The sequence below is a fragment of the Brevibacillus sp. TJ4 genome (assembly GCF_044627595.2).
Classification (GTDB): Bacteria; Bacillota; Bacilli; order Brevibacillales; family Brevibacillaceae; genus Brevibacillus.
The window spans coordinates 2,485,112-2,502,699 of sequence record NZ_CP185865.1 but is presented as its reverse complement, the minus strand read 5'-3'; the positions used below and the strand labels follow the sequence as shown (position 1 = coordinate 2,502,699).

Genomic DNA, 17,588 nt, shown 5'->3' with positions numbered 1-17,588 from the left:
GAGAGAAATGATCAAAACGATCTTGTTTGACGTAGATGGGGTTATGCTGAGCGAGGAACGCTACTTTGATGCATCTGCCTTGACAGTGTGGGAAATGCTGAACAGCCCGCAATACCTGGGTCTGTCCGCCGAGACGTTTACGCCGGCACCGGCAGAGCCGCAGATCAGAAGTGTTCGTGAGCAAGTGTTTGCCCGTGACGAGGTGCTGAACTTTATCAAATCCCGTGGCATCAATTCCAACTGGGACATGGTGTTTCTGGCGTTCTCCTACCAGTTGATCCGACTTGTGGAACAGCTCAAACCTGCGCTGGGCGATGAGGCTGTGCAGATGCTGGCACAGCAGATTGACCGTCCGCAGGTGGCACAGCTTCAAGCGTGGGCAAAAGCGCATGCGGCCGATTTCCACATCGACTACGCCGCATTCACTGCCGATTTCGCCAAGGGCAACGCGCAGAAAGCGGAAATGCTCGTCTACCTCAACCAGATCGCCAAAGAGCGGTGCGGGGTCGACACAGAGATGTTTTCTCGCAGCAGCCAGTTGTGGCAGTTGTGCCAGGAGACGTTCCAGGAGTGGTATCTGGGCGACGACAGGGTAGCGGATTCGATCGGCAGACCGACCAGGCAGCCGGGCAAGAAGGGCTTCCTCACCGATGAAATCCCGATCGTGCCGCCGGCCGAAATGATTGACCTGTTCCGCACGTTGAAGGAAAAAGGGTACACGCTCGGAATTGGCACAGGGCGTCCGACGATTGAGACGCATGTGCCGTTGAGCGAGTTGGGCATTTTGGAATGGTTTGATCCAAACCGCGTCGTGACGGCTTCTCACGTCCTCGAGGTAGAGGGAGAGTTTCCGCAGTACGCACCGATGTCCAAGCCACACCCGATCTCCTATGTCAAAGGTTTGCTCGGTCTGGATACGCCAAACAGCGAGGCTGTGAAATTCCCGCTGCCGATTGAAAATGGGGACGAGGTGCTGATTGTCGGCGACTCGCTGGCAGATTTCCTCGCTGCCCGCTCGATCGGCTGCAAGTTCGCAGCTACACTGACCGGTCTGTCCGGACAGGAAGCGCGCGCCAAGTTTGAAGAGGTACAAGCCGACTACATTTTCGACGATGTGCGAGGCCTTCTGACTATCCTGTAACTGCATGCAGCAAACCCCCTTCCGCCAGTAACGACTGACGCAGGGGGTTTTTATGTTCGTTTTGTTTGTCGATGATAAAAAAGCTGTCCCTTTTCCGCGTGGTGCAGAGCAGGGGACAGCTTCGTTTTTGTTTGGGACAATTACAGCTCGATTTGCGTTACGCTCTTCACTTCGGACAATTCCCCCATCGTGTCCAGCAGCTCGGCGGTGAGTGCTTTGTCCACGGACAGCATCATAATCGCGTCGCCGCCGACGTCGCGACGACCTACCTGCATGGTCGCGATGTTGACGTTGTTCTGGCCAAGAATCGAGCCGACGCGGCCGATTACGCCTGGGCGGTCATTGTGGTGAATGTACAGCAAGTATCCTTCTGGAGCGACGTCGATGGCAAAGTCGTCAATTTTGACGATGCGAGTACCGTAGCCGTTCAGACGAGTACCGGCGACACTGCGCGATTCCTGCGTCGTTTTCAGCGTTACTGTCAGCAGGTTGGTGAAGCCGCGGTTTTGCGCCGTTTTTTGTTCCGTAACGGTGATGTCGCGCGCCTTGGCGAGAATCGGTGCGTTGACGTAGTTTACGCCTTCGCCCAGGCGGAAGGAGAGGACTCCTTTGACCACGGTACGGGTCAGCGGGCTGGTATCGACTTCTGTCAGCTCGCCACTGTACTTGATTTCGATCTCGGAGATGGAGCCGACGGTCACTTGTGCCAGGAAGTGTCCAAGTTTTTCACCGAGCGTGAAGTACGGCTTCACCTTTTCCATCACGTGTGCAGGGATGGAAGGGAGGTTTACGGCGTTTTTAAACGGCTCGCCGCGCAGTACCTTGAGAATTTCTTCGGACACGTCTACGGCGACGTTCTCTTGCGCCTCAACCGTGGATGCACCCAGGTGCGGCGTGCTGACCACTTGCGGCAAGCCGATCAGCGGGTTGTTTACAGGTGGCTCTTCCTCGTACACGTCGAGAGCGGCCCCGGCAACTTTCCCGGTCAGGATCGCTTCATACAGTGCTTTTTCGTCGATGATGCCGCCGCGCGCACAGTTGATCAGGCGCACACCGTCCTTCATAATGGCGAATTCGCGCGAGCTGATGATGTGACGCGTCTCTTTGGTCAAAGGCGTGTGTACTGTGATGAAGTCTGCTTGACGGCAAATTTCTTCGACGGTGGAGTGGATGACGCCCATTTTTTCAGCCCGCTCTGCGGTCATAAACGGATCGTAGCCCATGACCTGCATGCCGAATGCCTTGGCGCGTTTGGCTACCTCGGAACCGATGCGGCCCATCCCGATGATCCCGATTATTTTGTTGTTCAATTCGACACCCTGGAAACTTTTGCGATCCCAGTTGCCGTCTGTCAGCTTTTTATGTGCCTGTGGAATGTTGCGGGCTACTGCCATCAGCATCGCAAAGGAATGCTCGGCGGTCGAAATCGTGTTTCCGTCCGGGGCGTTAATGACCGGGATTCCGGCCTGGGTCGCCGCATTGATGTCGATGTTGTCGACGCCGACACCGGCGCGTCCGACCGCTTTCAGTTTTTTTCCGGCAGCGAATACTTCGGCTGTCACTTGGGTCTGGCTGCGAACGAGCAGGGCATCGTAATCGCCGATGATCGCCAGCAGGTCAGAGGGGGAGAGATTCGTTTGGCGTACGACTTCAACATCAGGTGCATCCAGCAGTTGCTGAATACCAAATTCGCTAAGTGGGTCAGTTATGAGAACTTTATACATGTGCAATGTGCACCTCCTGGGCAATTTTACACCGGCATTCGTTTGGAGTGCCGATTGACTCGTGCGGCGCAAAGTCGATTGCGCCAAATGTGCGGGGGATCTTCCAACACGACCTCACCTTAACCGGCGCGAATGCCGGAAAAAGATCGGACATGTGGAGGGATCGGTGCTGGACCGGGACATCCCCCAATCATTCTCTCTTTACGCATGATTCTCTCCACCTCCTTATGGACTTTCAGTGAATAAAAAAACCTCCCGTTCCCACACTGCTCCAAGTGAACAGTGAGGGACGAGAGGCTTGCTTCGCGGTGCCACCCTCATTTACTTTTCTTCTCACAAAGAAAAGCCTTAACAGGTACGTGACCTGAAGAGATAACGGATCAACCGGTTCGCGCCTACTGATGTGACATGTTCAGCGCAACAGCTCGGAAGTGCTTATCTGTGAAGGGAACCGCCGATTCGCAGCAACCATCGGCTCTCTGAGGGTATCCGGATACACAGCCTGTCTTCGTCATCACTGTTTGTCTATAAAGGTTTCGTATGATGTGTCCTTACGATACCATGAGATTTTCCCAGTCGTCAAGTAGAAAAAATGAACAATAACAATAAAAATTTTTAGATCGTTCGTGAATAAAGGGGTTTTGAAAGGCGAAATGTAGTGGAACAATAGCAAAAAACGAACATTAAGGATTTGATCCATCAGAAAATGGAAAAAACGCCTGGGAATGTTCGGGTTTTGCTATGACTCCAGGAAAGAAAAACCTCCCAAAACCAGGTGGTATTGAGAGGCTTTTTGCAGGAAATGGATGAACTATTCCACTTTGATGGAATCAGTTGGGCATCCTTCTGCAGCGTCACGTACATCGTCTTGAAGGATATCTGGGATTTCAGCACTGTTGCTGTTGTCATCCAGCTTGTTGAATGCCAAGCCCTCATCGTCGTAATCGAATACGTCAGGAGCTGTTGCGCCACAAGCGCCACAAGCAATACAAGTATCTTTATCAACCCATGTAGTCATCGTGGTTTCACCTCCCATGCAGTGGTACGTCCACTTTCATACACATTGTATGCTCTTGTTGGAAAGATTTCAAGATTGAATCAATCTAAAAATATACTCTAGTTGTAGATTGGAATTTCCGGTGCCTTTAATTCCGGATGGATTTTTTTCCGCAGGTGCGTAAAATCCCCAGGTTGAATCGCATCTGTAGCGTACAACAGGCGAACGGCGCCGCTTATATCCTGAACGCCGATCGTGGCAGCATCGGAGGAGGCGAGCAGATTGTCGATCCGAGTTGCCAGATCCTCCGGGTAAAAGGCTGTCCATTGTCCCTCTCTTGTCATGGAGACTGCGCTCAGGTATGTCCGGTAGTGGAACGGGTACTGCTTCCACTGCGCGATCGTGACCGTCTCGGGTGCCTCCTGCGGGATTGCCTGCCTGGTCACGTAGGAAGCCTCCCAGTTGGCAAGGGAGAGGTACAGCTCCTCCTGTGCCTTCGCCCAGTTCTCGCCGGGGGACGCAAAGTGCGATGCGACTTCCTGGACTGACAAGGCATTACTATTCTGAGCGGTTCGTACCTGCTCCATACGAGCCAAATACGTCCGTACACCTTCCGTAAAATTCGAGTGGGCTTGCACGAGCAGCGGTGAAGTAGGCAAGAGTACATCCTTTTCCAAAAGCTTCAATGTCTCTTTAGCAGCCTTCTCCAGTTCCTTCAGTGCTTCCTCTTGTCCCTTTGCATCCAGATCAGCCCACATATCGATGGTGCCAAAATGTGCGTTTTGCAACTCGCGTACAGGGGCCAGTACGGCGTAGTGGAAGCGGACGAAATCCTGTTCATTGTACAGCTTGTGCTCTTTGAGCATTTGTTCCTTTTCCGCCTCGCGCTGCTCGGCTTCCAGCGCTGCGGCCTGTGCGGATTCGATCTCTGTCTTCATGTAAAATGCACCGAAAAAAAATCCGCCAATGGTACAAGCAAGTGTTATGATGATCATATACGCCATCATAAAATCCGATTTTGCCAATCGTTTTTTCATACAAAAGCCTCCATCTCCAGCAGCAAATCATACGGCGTGTATTGCCACGATTCGTACATAATATCTGTTCATTTTACTATTACCAATGATTGAACGATTTCAAACATATGTTTTACACAAAGTTGTTAAAGAAGGATGAACGAATGAACAAGCAAAGCATGGACGCACAGGAACGGGATTTTCTGTGTACGGTTGCCTTGAATACAATGCTTCCATTAGCCAACGAGCGAACGCTGCAGGCGGGTTTTCACATTTTGCGCGGCCGCAAAGCGAATCAAACCATGCAGGACGTCCATTTGTACCGTCTTTATCCGTATTATCGGCTGTTTCCGCGGCTGGCGCGAGAGGAATGGGAGCAAACTGTCTCCGTCCTCCTCATGCGCGATTACATATGTGAAATTGATGCGGATGGACAACGACGCAGCAAGCCGAGCTTTGTTGTCACTGAAGCAGGCAGGCTGTACGCACACGAGCGCTTTGCCATCTACGATCTGCACAAGTGGCTTGAGCCTTTTGCCCAGGCATTGCCGACGCACAGCCTGGATGTATTTTGGCAGCGGCTGCACTTGCTTGTCCAGTCTGTTTCCCATATGCTGGCAAAGGAGATGAATTTTTACCCGGTTGTCCGCGACAGGCATGTGCAGACATGGGTGAAGCGACTGATTGGAGAACAAGGCAAGAGGGAAGAGTGGAAGCAGCATCTGGCAGAAGAGCTGTTTCGGCTGTGGGAGCCGTTGCCGGAAGTGGTGCAGCGGCTGTTGGTCGAACAGCTCTCGGGAACGGCACAGGTGGGCAAGACGCTGGGTCAGCTCGCGTTGCAGCACGGTGCGGCGCCCTCCTTTGTGCAGGTTCAGCTTCGCTACGGTCTGGCTGTCTCGATGGAACGGGTACAGCGTGAAAAAAGCGAATTCCCGCTGCTGAGCCGACTGGCTGAGGCAAAGGACGAGCCGGGCGTTGTCCTGACGGAAAGTGCAGCGCGCACGTACACTCTCGTCCAGCGCGGTCTGCCCAAAGAGGAGATCGCGCGAATCAGAAGGATCAAGGAAAGCACAGTCGAAGATCACCTGGTCGAAATTGCCTTGCGCTGCCCGGATTGGGATTGTTCAGAGCTGCTGCCAAAGGAACTGGCAGAGCGGATCATCGCGGTGAGCGAACAGTTGGGGACAAGCAGACTAAGGATTATCAAGGATCATCTGGAGGGCAATGCCTCTTACTTGCAAATTCGCCTCGCGCTGGCCAGAAGACTGGAGGGAAGGCAGCATGGATGACAGACTCGTGGAAACGCTGAAAACCTGCTTTGGCCACACTTCCTTTCGTCCCGGTCAAAAGGAAGTGGTCAGCCGACTGCTGGCAGGGAAAAACGTGCTGGGCGTGTTGGCGACCGGGGGCGGCAAATCGATTACGTACCAGTTGCCGTCTCTGTTGCTGCCGGGAATCACGGTCGTAGTTTCCCCTCTCATTTCGCTGATGATGGATCAGGTCCAACAGTTGCGCTCGCAACGCCGCATACCGGCAGCGTATCTCAACAGCGCCCAGGATGTGGCCGAGGCACGGGAGACGCTTCGTGAGCTCGAGCAGGGCGTGTACAAGCTGCTCTACATCTCGCCCGAGCGATTGCAGCAGCCGTACGTCCAACAAGTGCTCAGACGCGCTGGCGTATCGCTGGTTGCGGTCGATGAGGCGCACTGTATCTCGCAATGGGGCCATGATTTTCGCACGGATTACATGCGTCTGCCAGATGTGGTAAAAAAACTGGGAGATCCTCCGGTGCTTGCGGTCACTGCGACTGCTACGGCAGAGGTGCAGGCGGAAATTTGCCAGTTGTTTTCCATTCGGCAGGAAAATGTGATCGCTCTGCCTGTCAACCGCGAGAACATCGCATTGGAAGTAATCCCGACTACGAGTGAAACAGAGCGGCGTCAGCATGTAATCCGGCTGATCGACAAGCTGGCCGGTCCGGGGATCGTCTACTGCAGCACGCGACAGGCAGTAGACGTACTGGTCGCCTCGTACCAGCTCGACGGTCAAAAAAGAATCCACGGGTACCACGGCGGGATGTCGAGCATGGAGCGCACGCTGATCCAGGCCCAGTTTCTCGCTGGAGAATTGGATGTGATCGTCGCGACCAACGCATTTGGCATGGGCATCGACAAATCCGATATACGCTTTGTGATTCACTACCAGCTTCCGTCGAGCCTGGAAGCGTACGCCCAGGAAATTGGCCGGGTGGGAAGAGACGGTCAAGCCGGGTATGCGGCACTTTTTTACGCGGCGGACGATGTTCAGATTCACCTGCATATGATCGAGCGGGAATATCCGACCCCAGAGCAGTTGCAATCGTATTGTCAGCTGCGGGCATCAGGCGAGCCGCTAATGCCGGACAAACTCGCCGCATTGGAGCTGACGCAGGAAATGGCGGACCTGCTCGCCTTTTACGCGGAAAAAGCAGAGGCGCATCTCACGCACCCGGAGACACGCAGCAGTGCGCAGACGAGACAGGAGCCGCAGACGATTGCAGAGTGGATAGCGGAAGAATTGGACATAAGAAAGCGGCGCAAAGGGCAAAAGCTGGCAGAGATCGTCCGTTTCGCGCAGGGGGGCGACCAATGCCTGCGCAAGCAGCTCAATAGCTACTTTCAAGATGGGCAGGCCAGCTTCACATCCCAGTGCTGCTCTGCCTGCGGCTTGACGAGAGAGCTATATATGGAAGGAACAGCTTCTGTCCGCTCGCAAGGTGCAATCCCGTGGGATTTGCGACAGGCATTGTCCCGGCTTTTGCCGAATTAGAAGCGAGGAGGTTCACGGTGAAACGGAATTTGCAGGAAGTAGACGACGCCACACTGTGCTTGAACCTCTGGCTGACACAAGGGTTGATTTTGGCGATTGCGGCATCCTGCAGCCTGTGGCTGCACGGCTGGGACGGCACGCTTGGCTTATTTCGGCTTCCTCTGCTGTCAGGAGTTGGCTGGGCTGCGGCGGCAGCTACCGTCGTGATTTTGACGAGCATCGCCATGGATCGGTACCTGCCGTCCAATTGGCAGGATGATGGCAGCATCAACGAACGGATTTTCGGGAACATGTCCACAGCGGGCATTGTGCTTGTGTGTGTAGCAGTCGGCTTCAGCGAAGAATGGTTGTTTCGTGGTGTGATTCACCCATTTGCAGGAAATTTGTGGACGAGTGTCATATTTACCATTGTACATACGCGATATTTGCGCAAGCCATTGCTCGTCATCAGCATGTTCGGCACCAGTTGGCTGCTCGGTCTGTTGTTTGAGCTTGAGCATTCGTTGTGGCCGCCGATTTTGGCCCACATCGGGATTGACTTGGTTCTTGCTATGTATTTGCGTTACACGATAAAACGGAGACAGGGGGAGGAACTGTGAGCGAGATACAAGGTGAAGGTGGATTCCCGCCGCGCCGCTCCCGCAAGGTCGAAAAACGAAAGCAGCAAGTATCGTTGAAAACATTGATTCAGGCTGGACTCATTGTATTTGGGGCACTTTTTTTCGGGTTGATCGGCTGGGAGCTCTACCATGCCAACCAAGCACATAAAGCCGAAACAAGGGTATCGCAGAATACGAGCAGTTCGACGGATTCACAAGCTGCGCAAGAGTTGCCGCAATCCGCACAGTCCGATTCCGGTGAAAGTGCTGATGCAGTGGAGGAACCAGTCGTGCCGTTGCCGGATAGGAAGGATGCACAGGCAGAGGAAGTGCCGTCCCAGACGACCGGAGAAACGACTCCTTCTCGGGAGGTAGCGGCTGCCGTCTCGACACAGCCATCTGCTTCGACGGGTCCGCAGTCAGCTACGGCAGGCGAAAAGCCGACAGTTCAGCCGTCTGCACCAGCGGCTCAGCCAGAGGCACAACAGGCGGATACCAGCCAGCAGCAGCCCAAGGTCGTTCGCCACATCGTGCAAAAAGGGGACACCTTGTTCAAACTTTCGCGGCAGTATTACGGTCACAATTTTGGCGTTTCACGCATTGCCAAATACAACGGTCTTCCTGAAGATGCACAGCTGTCTATCGGCAAAGTCGTGATGATTCCGCTCTCCTCGTAATGAACGCTTCCACTCCCGGATATGCTATGAGAAATAGCTGCCGGCAGAGGGAGGTACCCATTGATTTACGATACGATTGTCATCGGGGCAGGAATTGCCGGGTTGCAGACCGCGATTCAGCTCGCACGATGTTTGCGAAAAGTAGCCGTCATCGACATCCCGGGTGGCCGTTCGGCGGTAGCCAAATGCTATCACAACATACTCGGCTTCCCTTCCGGGGTGAGCGGCGATACGCTCCGGCGCAGCGGCAAGGAACAGGCGCAGCGGTACGGAGCCGCTTTTTTTACCGATGAGGTCGTCGCCGTCAAGCACGATGAAAAGAGTGGCTTCACGGTTCAGACGAAAAACGCGGCATCGCTCATGCAAGGCCGCACGCTGGTGCTCGCGACGGGCATACGCGATCCCTTCCCGGCCATCGAGGGAGTGCGTGAGTGCCTGGGGCAATCGGTGTTTTTATGTCCCGATTGCGACGGGTATGAAAGTGTCGGCAAAAAGACAGCGATTGTCGGAGCAGGGCCCAATGCCATCGCAATGATCGATGAGCTGATCGGCTTCACGCGAAGTCTGTTTGTCATCAACCACACAGGCGATTCGGTTGAATCCGGGCTTGTGGACAAATGGAACGATTCGATACCGATTTGGGACACCCGGGTCATCCGTTTTGTGCATACCCACGGACAACTTGTTGCGCTTGAGCTTTACGACGGCAGGCGTCTTGAAGTGAGCAGGGCGTTTTTGGCGTTTCCCGGAGCGCATGTGCAAACAGACCTGATCCGAGCGTTTCGCGTTCGCTTGACAGACAAAGGACATGTCATCGTCAACCCGCGGACGAGGGAGACGGATCATCCGGACCTGTGGGCAGTGGGCGATGTCGTCAACCACTCGCAGCAAGTGGCGATTGCTATGGGGGACGGAGCCCAGGCAGCGATCTGGATTCACAAACGGCTGCGCGAACGCGAAGCCCACGGGAAATGACGCGAGCATAAGCATCTTTTCCTGGGAAAGCGCATCTTTTGACAAGGTACCGCATCTGCCTCCACGTTTCGAGCGAATCGCACAGCATGTCGCGAATGTGCCCGAAAACCCACACAAGCTGTCGCATCGCTATGTTCCGCCTGGGAAATGTGATATGATAGGACTAACCTTCAATTTTCCTGCAAGGCAAAAATGGTTTGTAGACAGCGGGGTACTTGCCGGAAAAAGCGAAGAACTCTTACAGGCTTACGATCATAATTTGTAGTACGTCTGGATGGCGAGGAGGGACAGTCATGCGTGTTGAACGCCTTGGTCAAGACAAAATACGTATCTTTTTAACATTTGATGATTTGTCGGAGCGCGGTATAGAGAAAGAAGACATGTGGCGTGACATTCCGAAAGTACACGAGCTGTTCAACGACATGATGGAACAGGCATATAATGAGCTCGGCTTTGAAGTCTCAGGGCCAGTCGCCGTTGAAGTGTTCGCCTTGCCAGCACAAGGGATGGTCGTAATCGTAACGCGGGGAAAAACAGGCGCAAAGGATGCCAAGGAAGAGGAAGAGTACGAAGAAGATGACGTATACGAGCTTGAGGTTACCTTGGAAGAAAGTGATCTCATCATCTACGCCTTCCGCGACTTCGAGCATCTGGTAGAAGTCTCTCATCGAATAAACGCTCTGTTGACCAATGGAGGAACAGCGTACTTCTACAAGGGCAAGTACCACCTTGTTCTGGAAGAAGTCGATTTGGATCAAGAGAGATTCCACAAGTTGATTGCGATCCTCTCCGAGTACGGGGAAGCGACGCCGACTACGATCTATGTACTTGAGGAATACGGCAAGGTCGTCGTGGCTGACGACGCTGTCAAAGAGATTTGCAGGCACTTTCACTGATTTTCGCTATCACAAAAAACAGATTTGCCCATAAATCAGCACCTAGCCTGCCGCGCTAGGTGCTTTTACTGTTTTTCCTGCACTCATTCGATTCCCGCAAAAACGTCGTGTTCTTTGCCGCTGATCGTGTAGCCGGGGATGTTGTTCCAGGCGAGGATAAAGTGGTTCTGGTCCGGCACATTGGAGTAATCTCCCGCAGGTACGCCAGGGAATACGCGTTCTACGGAGAGATGCTGCGTGCGATGCGCACGCAGAGCCATTCCCACCTGCCGGGTGTACGCCGGGGCCTGGATAATCGTCGTGATGGCATCGTACGGATCGCCAAAAACGGGTTGGATCGCGCCGAACGTCCTGTCACTTGCGCGTGTCGCGTAATACAGCTTGCGGACCGGGCTGCCCTCGGGAAGCGTCTGGATCGCCTGTGTGACCGCTGCCGAGATCGCCTTGTGGTCGGGGTGACCGGATATGCCGTGTGGGGCGAATGTGACCACTGCCTGCGGGCGAAGCCGGGCAATCGCGGCGTGAACGTGGGCTGCCAGCTCGGATACGGGTACCTGGTCGAGCTTTTTATCTTCATAATCCCATAGTTCTACCGTCGTTACACCGAGAATAGCACATGCCTCACGCAGTTCTCGTTCACGGACCTGCGGCAATTCCTCGACTGTGCAGAGCGGGGGATTGCCCGGCTTGCCAGCCTGCCCTCTGGTTGCGCTGACGACGTGGATTGCGGCGTCAGTTTCCTGCGCGTATTTGCTGATCGTGATTCCGGCGGTGAAGGTTTCATCGTCAGGATGGGCATAAACAAACAGGATGCTGTTTTTCATTATGCGGCAGTCTCCTTTTCAGGTCTTTTTTTATCCTTATGAATCATTATGGCACAATTGCCTGCGTTTGGTGATGAAACCGCTGTGTTGGGGTACGCTACACATGGTAGAGTGTCATAATGCCCGTTGTGACAATACATTCATACTGCACCGAACGAGTCGTAGCGAAAAAAACAACTGGAAATTGTCTGGCTGGGAATTTCCATCTTCTCATCCTTGATACAAGCGTGTATACTTAACGATGGATTTACCGACAACATTTCTGAGGTGGTAAGTAATGGGTAATCAAGATGTGGTAACCGAAAGCACCAAAGGGACTGAGACACAAGCAGAAAGCATGAATTTGCTGCACTCGACCCAAACGGTGATCAAGGAAGCACTGGAGAAACTAGGTTACCAAGAATCGATGTTTGAACTCCTGAAGGAGCCGCTGCGCGTATTGACCGTTCGTATTCCAGTTCGCATGGATAACGGCGAGGTGAAAGTGTTTACGGGATATCGTGCCCAGCACAACGATGCGGTCGGTCCGACCAAGGGGGGTATTCGCTTCCACCCGGAGGTGACTGAGGATGAAGTGAAAGCGCTTTCAATCTGGATGAGCTTGAAAGCCGGCATCGTCGATCTGCCTTATGGCGGTGGAAAAGGCGGAATCATTTGCGATCCGCGCGAGATGTCGTTCCGTGAATTGGAGCGCCTGAGCCGTGGCTATGTGCGGGCAATCAGCCAGCTCGTCGGCCCGACAAAAGACATCCCTGCACCAGATGTATTTACCAATTCACAGATTATGGCTTGGATGATGGATGAATACAGCCGTATTCGCGAGTTTGACTCTCCGGGATTCATTACAGGCAAACCGATTGCGCTGGGTGGATCGCATGGCCGGGAGACAGCAACGGCCAAAGGGGTTACGATTTGCATACGTGAAGCCGCAAAACGCCGCGGCATTGACATCGAGGGAGCACGTGTAGTGATCCAGGGCTTCGGCAACGCCGGCAGCTACCTGGCCAAATTCATGCACGACGCCGGGGCGAAAGTCGTCGGCATTTCTGACGCGTACGGCGCCCTGCACGATCCGGATGGTCTGGATATTGACTATTTGCTGGATCGCCGTGACTCGTTTGGTACTGTCACCAAACTGTTTACGAACACGATTTCCAACAAGGAACTGCTCGAACTGGATTGCGACATCCTCGTGCCGGCTGCGATCGAGAACCAGATCACGGGCGCGAATGCACATGACATCAAAGCAAAAATTGTCGTGGAAGCAGCCAACGGTCCGACTACACTGGAAGCTACCAAAATCCTCACAGAGCGTGGCATTTTGCTCGTGCCAGACGTTCTGGCAAGCGCTGGTGGCGTGACGGTTTCCTATTTCGAGTGGGTACAAAACAACCAGGGCTACTACTGGACAGAAGAAGAAGTGGAAGAAAAACTGGAAAAAGTGATGGTTCGCGCATTCGAGAACATCTACTCCGTGCATCAGGCACGCCGCGTCAATATGCGTCTGGCTGCCTACATGGTAGGGGTTCGCAAAATGGCCGAAGCGTCCCGTTTCCGCGGCTGGGTTTAAGCGTACGAGGGTAATGAAAAAGGGCTGTTCCCGCGTCTTTGGACGATGGAACAGCCCTTGCTTGATTTATTGGGTCGGCCAGTTTGCATTCTACATCGCTTCAAACAGCGCCTGCAACTTTTTCACATCGTTCGTCTGCTGCAAGGCGACAATTAACTTGAGGCGCGCTTTTGGACCGTTCAGGCCGTTGCAGAAAATGATCCCGCGTTTTTTTAGCTGCCTGCCGCCGCCTTCGTAGTCGTAAATGTCCTGTACCTGACCGTTGTAGCAGCGCGAGACGAGCACGATCGGAATGTTTTTGTCCAAAAGCTGCTGCAGAGTAGGCAGGATCGCAGGCGGAAGGTTGCCGAGACCGAACGCTTCGACGACCAGTCCGTCGATCGGCTGCTCCAGCAAAAATTGCAGCCATGCCGGGTCCATGCCGGCTACGGCCTTGACCAGAGGGACGTTGGCATCGGCCGTTTCAATCTCGTAGTGTTCCCGTTTTACTGGTGCGTAGTGATAGTGTATGCCTTTTTTGGAAACAGTGCCAATCGGTCCAAATTCAGGCGACTGAAAAGTGGCTACGTTGCTGGTGTGGGTTTTGGTCACGTGAGCAGCTGCGTGAATTTCGTCGTTGAATACGACCAAAACCCCGCGCCCCTTGCTGCCGGGATCTGCCGCTGTACGCACAGAGGAGATTAGGTTGACCGGACCGTCTGCCCCCAGTTCATTGCTGCTGCGCATCGCTCCCGTAATCACAACCGGGATGGAGAGCGACAAGGTCAGGTCGAGAAAATAGGCGGTCTCCTCCAACGTGTCCGTTCCGTGCGTAATTACCAGCCCCGCGTACCGATCCTGCTCCAGCTCCGATTCGATCCGGATGCGCAGCTCGTTCATATGGCTTGGGGTGATATGCGGGCTTGGCAATTGAAAGACGTTTTTCATCGTGACATCCGCGTATTGCTCCAGAAAAGGCAAAATGTTTATGACAGCTTGATCGTCGAGCGGCTTCACAGCTTCTGAAGCGTCTACCGACATGGCGATCGTGCCGCCAGTATTGAGCACGAGCACTTTATTTGGCATGTTCTCTCTCCTGTAGCGGGGTTTTCATCAACCAGTATTCATGGTACGATGAATAATAGCTTTGTGTAAAGGAGTAATGCAGGATGATCGCTTTGATCACTGCTGCGATAGCCCCGGGAATTGCCATTTTAAGCTATTTTTACCTGCGTGACAGTTTTGAGCCGGAGCCCATTTCCATGGTCATCCGCTCATTTATTTTTGGCATGCTTCTGGTGGTTCCGATCATGGTTCTCCAGTATATTATGCAGCACGAATGGCATTGGCAAGGCGGTGTGATGATGGAAGTGCTCCAGTCGGCCGTCTTGGAAGAGTTCTTCAAATGGATGGTCATCTTTTTTACCGTCTACCAGCATCTTGAATTTGATGAGCCTTATGACGGCATCGTCTATGCGGTCGCTGTCTCTCTCGGCTTCGCTACGTTAGAAAATTTCTTCTATCTGATTATTAACGGAACGAACGTCGCCTTGTGGCGCGCCTTGCTCCCCGTTTCCGGCCATGCCCTGTTCGGGGTCTGGATGGGGTATTACATGGGGAGGGCAAAATTCACGGTGAATCGGAGAAAGCAGCTTTTCTTCCTGTGGTTTTCCGTTATTTTGCCCATCTTGCTGCACGCCTTGTACAATCTCATCTTTTTGTCGATTCAAAACTGGATTGTCGTGATTATTCCGTTCATGGTGCTGCTCTGGTGGCAAGGGATGAAAAAGGTGCAGCGCGCCCACGATTTCGGTTCTAAAAATCTCTCATCCCGTCCACAATAAGGACGAGGAGGAGACGAGATTTGATGAAAGACCAAACCCAGCGAGCAAAGGTGACGATACGTTGCAATGTATGCGGTGAGACATTTACCCTGCGCGGCCGTCGCGATCCGAGCGGGCAGATTGAAACGGGTTTTCGCCAGTGCCTGTGCGACAATAGCCAATACTTTCAAATACAGGAATCTGATTGAAAATCTGTGCCCCCCAAACAGAGAAGTCCGGTGCGATAGAAAGCATCGGGCTTTTTTTGTGCGGTCCGCGCCTTCTCGCCAAGCGAGTCGGATGCATAATCCATTCTTCCTCCACTAACACTATGCAAAGATTGCAAGACGTGCCAAGGACGTAATCCGAAAACAGGAGGAACGAAAGCGATGGTATATGGAGCAGTCTCACGCGTACTTTTTCCCGTAGCCTTGGTCGCGCTCGTGGGAGCAGGCGTCTGGGGTTACCAGGAGCATAACGAGAAAAATTCCATCTTGATCAAGGCCGAAAACTCGTACCAGCGTGCCTTCCATGAGCTTACGTATCATGTGGACAAGCTGCACGAGGAATTGGGCAAGGCGCTGGTCGTCAATTCCAGACGCCAGATGACGCCGACTCTGACCAACGTCTGGCGCCTGTCATACGGGGCTCAGGCTGCTGTAGGGCAGCTGCCGCTGACGCTGATGCCGTTTAACAAGACCGAAGAAATGCTGTCGCGCGTTGCCGATTTTTCCTACCGGGTAGCCGTACGCGATCTGGAAAAGGAACCGCTCACGCAAAAAGAGTACGAAACGCTCAAGAGCTTGAACAAGCACGCCGCTGAAATCAAGAGCGAGCTGCAAAAGGTACAGACGAACGTCCTCGACAAGCAATTGCGCTGGATGGACGTGGAGACCGCCCTGGCCTCCGACGACAAGCAGACGGACAATACGATTGTCGACGGCTTCCGCACGATCGAGAAAAAGGTGGAGGAGTACCCCGATCTGGACTGGGGTGTCGGGATTCAGAGCCTGGAGAGAAAAAGGGAACAGCGGATCCGGGGGATCGACGGCAAGCGAGTAAACACGGAGGAAGCCAAACGCTCCGCGCTGAAGTTTCTCGGCATCAGGCAAGGCCAGGCGAAGGTGGAAGTAGATGAAAACGGTCAGGGCAGACAGTATTCCGCGTACAGTGTCAGGGTCGTTCCACAGGGCGGACAACATGCGCTGAACATGGATGTGACCAAAAACGGCGGCAAGGTCATCTGGATGATGAATGAGCGTGAGGTGGGCAGCCCCAAGCTCTCGCTGGCACAAGCACAGGAAAAAGGCCGCCGGTTTTTGCAGCAACACGGCTACGAAAATATGGAGGTATCGGAAAGCGACAGCTATGGAGGCGTAGCCACCTTTACTTTCGTCCCCAATGAGGGCGGGGTGCGCATCTATCCGGACGCTGTTGCTGTGGAGGTCGCTTTGGACGACGGCAGCGTGACCGCCTTCAACTCTACAGAGTATCTCTACAATCACAAGCCGCGCACCATCCCGAAAGCGACGATCAGCCAGGAGGAAGCGAGGAAACACATCAACGGGGGCGTCAAGATCAACGATCAACGCCTGGCGATCATCGAAGGCAAAAACGATGGCAAGGAAATTCTCGCCTGGGAACTGGATTGCGATCTCGACGGAACCAACTACATGATTTACGTCAACGCCCAGACTGGCGAAGAGGAAGAGATTGTCAAAATGGACGTCGGCGGTGGACAGGCAGCAGGAAGATAAGCGGCAAAAAAGTCAATGGGGAAAGCCGGAATTTAAGGCTTTCCCTATTTGCTGTTTGCATGCGTTCGAGTATATAATGGAAATGGGGACGAGAAACAAAGGAGGACCGTTGCATGAGCTTTCCGCAAATCGGACAAACAGTATATGTAAACATAAGAGATTCCTCTGAAGAAACAGGGGTTGCTACATTAAAAAGCCGCGTGTCCGACATACGGGACTCCATTGCCTTGATTGAGCTGCCGATCAGCGAAAATACAGGCAGAACGGGTTTGCTTGACGTTGGGACTGCATGTGAAATCTGGTATATTGCAAAAGACGGTTCTCGTTATGATTTTCCCTCGTCCGTCGTCGGCAGGGAGCTGGAGCCGTTCCCCGTATTGCTTCTGGAGCTGCCTGCTGCAGAAAAAATCAATCGCACGCAGCGACGAAACTTTTTGCGGATCGAAACAGGTGTTGACATCGCCATCAAGATGATCGATTCCGTGCGATCGTACCATTTCGTGGCACGAACCATCGATCTGAGTGGTGGAGGTCTTTCCTTCCGATGCGCTGATTCCTATCGCATTGGAGTAGGGGATCAGCTGCACGTCTGGATCGCGCTCCCCGGCAAAACAGGACAAGTCCAGCATGCGTACGCTGTCCTGGAGGTCGTCAGACAGGTCGTTGAAGAAGAAAGAGGCTATTTTCAATGGATTTCCGGGAAGTTCATCCAGATCAGTGAAGTGGATCGGGCCAAAGTGGTCAGGGCTTGCTATGAAAGACAGTTGGAATTGCGCAAAAAAGGCATAGTCGAATAACGCCA

At 53.5% G+C, this 17,588-nt stretch carries 17 protein-coding genes and 1 other annotated feature; of the genes, 11 read left to right on the top strand and 6 right to left on the bottom strand.

What is annotated here, in order from left to right; translation table 11 throughout:
- The first annotated feature begins 7 nt into the window (after window positions 1-7).
- Window positions 8-1,141 carry an HAD family hydrolase gene (locus ACAF76_RS12210; protein ID WP_400163825.1) on the top strand — a complete coding sequence of 378 codons (1,134 nt, stop codon included), beginning with the start codon at window positions 8-10 and terminating at the stop codon, window positions 1,139-1,141.
- Between the two features lie 140 nt (window positions 1,142-1,281).
- Here ACAF76_RS12210 and serA read toward each other — a convergent pair whose 3' ends face one another.
- The 3 genes from serA to ACAF76_RS12195 all read right to left on the bottom strand — a co-directional run bounded on the left by serA (window position 1,282) and on the right by ACAF76_RS12195 (window position 4,899).
- On the bottom strand, window positions 1,282-2,865 hold the full coding sequence (serA, locus tag ACAF76_RS12205; RefSeq protein WP_400163824.1) for a phosphoglycerate dehydrogenase: 1,584 nt from the start codon (window positions 2,863-2,865) through the stop codon (window positions 1,282-1,284).
- Between the two features lie 282 nt (window positions 2,866-3,147).
- Window positions 3,148-3,389 (bottom strand) — a binding site (T-box leader).
- A gap of 287 nt (window positions 3,390-3,676) precedes the next feature.
- Complete coding sequence (locus tag ACAF76_RS12200; protein WP_400163823.1) at window positions 3,677-3,883, bottom strand: ferredoxin; 207 nt, start codon at window positions 3,881-3,883, stop codon at window positions 3,677-3,679.
- A gap of 98 nt (window positions 3,884-3,981) precedes the next feature.
- A complete protein-coding gene (locus ACAF76_RS12195; RefSeq protein WP_400163822.1) occupies window positions 3,982-4,899 on the bottom strand; it encodes a hypothetical protein in 918 nt (305 codons plus the stop codon).
- Window positions 4,900-5,042: 143 nt separating this feature from the next.
- Here ACAF76_RS12195 and ACAF76_RS12190 point away from each other — a divergent pair, with 143 nt between their 5' ends.
- The 6 genes from ACAF76_RS12190 to ACAF76_RS12165 all read left to right on the top strand — a co-directional run bounded on the left by ACAF76_RS12190 (window position 5,043) and on the right by ACAF76_RS12165 (window position 10,833).
- A complete protein-coding gene (locus tag ACAF76_RS12190; RefSeq protein WP_400163821.1) occupies window positions 5,043-6,167 on the top strand; it encodes a helix-turn-helix domain-containing protein in 1,125 nt (374 codons plus the stop codon).
- Window positions 6,160-7,686 (top strand): RecQ family ATP-dependent DNA helicase, encoded by a 1,527-nt coding sequence (locus ACAF76_RS12185; RefSeq protein ID WP_400163820.1) that lies wholly within the window; start codon window positions 6,160-6,162, stop codon window positions 7,684-7,686. Before ACAF76_RS12190 ends, ACAF76_RS12185 begins: the two co-directional genes overlap by 8 nt.
- Window positions 7,687-7,703: 17 nt before the next feature.
- The gene (locus ACAF76_RS12180) at window positions 7,704-8,285 is read left to right on the top strand and encodes a lysostaphin resistance A-like protein (RefSeq protein WP_400163819.1); all 582 of its coding nucleotides are present in this window, start codon (window positions 7,704-7,706) and stop codon (window positions 8,283-8,285) included.
- Entirely contained in the window at window positions 8,282-8,962 is a 681-nt protein-coding gene (locus ACAF76_RS12175) for a LysM peptidoglycan-binding domain-containing protein (protein ID WP_400163818.1), read from the top strand. The genes ACAF76_RS12180 and ACAF76_RS12175 overlap by 4 nt, the downstream gene beginning before the upstream one ends.
- A gap of 60 nt (window positions 8,963-9,022) precedes the next feature.
- Entirely contained in the window at window positions 9,023-9,937 is a 915-nt protein-coding gene (locus ACAF76_RS12170; protein ID WP_400163817.1) for an NAD(P)/FAD-dependent oxidoreductase, read from the top strand.
- Between the two features lie 293 nt (window positions 9,938-10,230).
- The gene (locus ACAF76_RS12165) at window positions 10,231-10,833 is read left to right on the top strand and encodes a genetic competence negative regulator (protein ID WP_400163816.1); all 603 of its coding nucleotides are present in this window, start codon (window positions 10,231-10,233) and stop codon (window positions 10,831-10,833) included.
- An 83-nt stretch (window positions 10,834-10,916) separates the two neighbouring features.
- Here ACAF76_RS12165 and ACAF76_RS12160 read toward each other — a convergent pair whose 3' ends face one another.
- Window positions 10,917-11,660 carry a PIG-L deacetylase family protein gene (locus tag ACAF76_RS12160; RefSeq protein WP_400163962.1) on the bottom strand — a complete coding sequence of 248 codons (744 nt, stop codon included), beginning with the start codon at window positions 11,658-11,660 and terminating at the stop codon, window positions 10,917-10,919.
- Between the two features lie 334 nt (window positions 11,661-11,994).
- Here ACAF76_RS12160 and ACAF76_RS12155 point away from each other — a divergent pair, with 334 nt between their 5' ends.
- Window positions 11,995-13,227: a Glu/Leu/Phe/Val dehydrogenase gene (locus tag ACAF76_RS12155; protein ID WP_400163961.1), complete on the top strand. Its 1,233-nt coding sequence runs from the start codon at window positions 11,995-11,997 to the stop codon at window positions 13,225-13,227.
- A 90-nt stretch (window positions 13,228-13,317) separates the two neighbouring features.
- Here ACAF76_RS12155 and ACAF76_RS12150 read toward each other — a convergent pair whose 3' ends face one another.
- Window positions 13,318-14,292 carry an asparaginase gene (locus ACAF76_RS12150; RefSeq protein WP_400163815.1) on the bottom strand — a complete coding sequence of 325 codons (975 nt, stop codon included), beginning with the start codon at window positions 14,290-14,292 and terminating at the stop codon, window positions 13,318-13,320.
- A gap of 83 nt (window positions 14,293-14,375) precedes the next feature.
- On the opposite strand from ACAF76_RS12150, the gene prsW reads away from it, so the two are divergent.
- Window positions 14,376-15,050: a glutamic-type intramembrane protease PrsW gene (gene prsW, locus ACAF76_RS12145; protein ID WP_400163814.1), complete on the top strand. Its 675-nt coding sequence runs from the start codon at window positions 14,376-14,378 to the stop codon at window positions 15,048-15,050.
- A gap of 84 nt (window positions 15,051-15,134) precedes the next feature.
- Here the strand turns inward: prsW and ACAF76_RS12140 are convergent, their stop codons facing one another.
- A complete protein-coding gene (locus ACAF76_RS12140) occupies window positions 15,135-15,335 on the bottom strand; it encodes a hypothetical protein (RefSeq protein ID WP_421616745.1) in 201 nt (66 codons plus the stop codon).
- 83 nt (window positions 15,336-15,418) lie between these two features.
- On the opposite strand from ACAF76_RS12140, the gene ypeB reads away from it, so the two are divergent.
- Both ypeB and ACAF76_RS12130 read left to right on the top strand, forming a co-directional pair.
- The gene (ypeB, locus tag ACAF76_RS12135) at window positions 15,419-16,786 is read left to right on the top strand and encodes a germination protein YpeB (RefSeq protein ID WP_400163812.1); all 1,368 of its coding nucleotides are present in this window, start codon (window positions 15,419-15,421) and stop codon (window positions 16,784-16,786) included.
- Window positions 16,787-16,899: 113 nt separating this feature from the next.
- Window positions 16,900-17,583, top strand: coding sequence for a flagellar brake protein (locus ACAF76_RS12130; protein WP_400163811.1), 684 nt, complete (start codon window positions 16,900-16,902; stop codon window positions 17,581-17,583).
- Window positions 17,584-17,588: the final 5 nt, after the last annotated feature.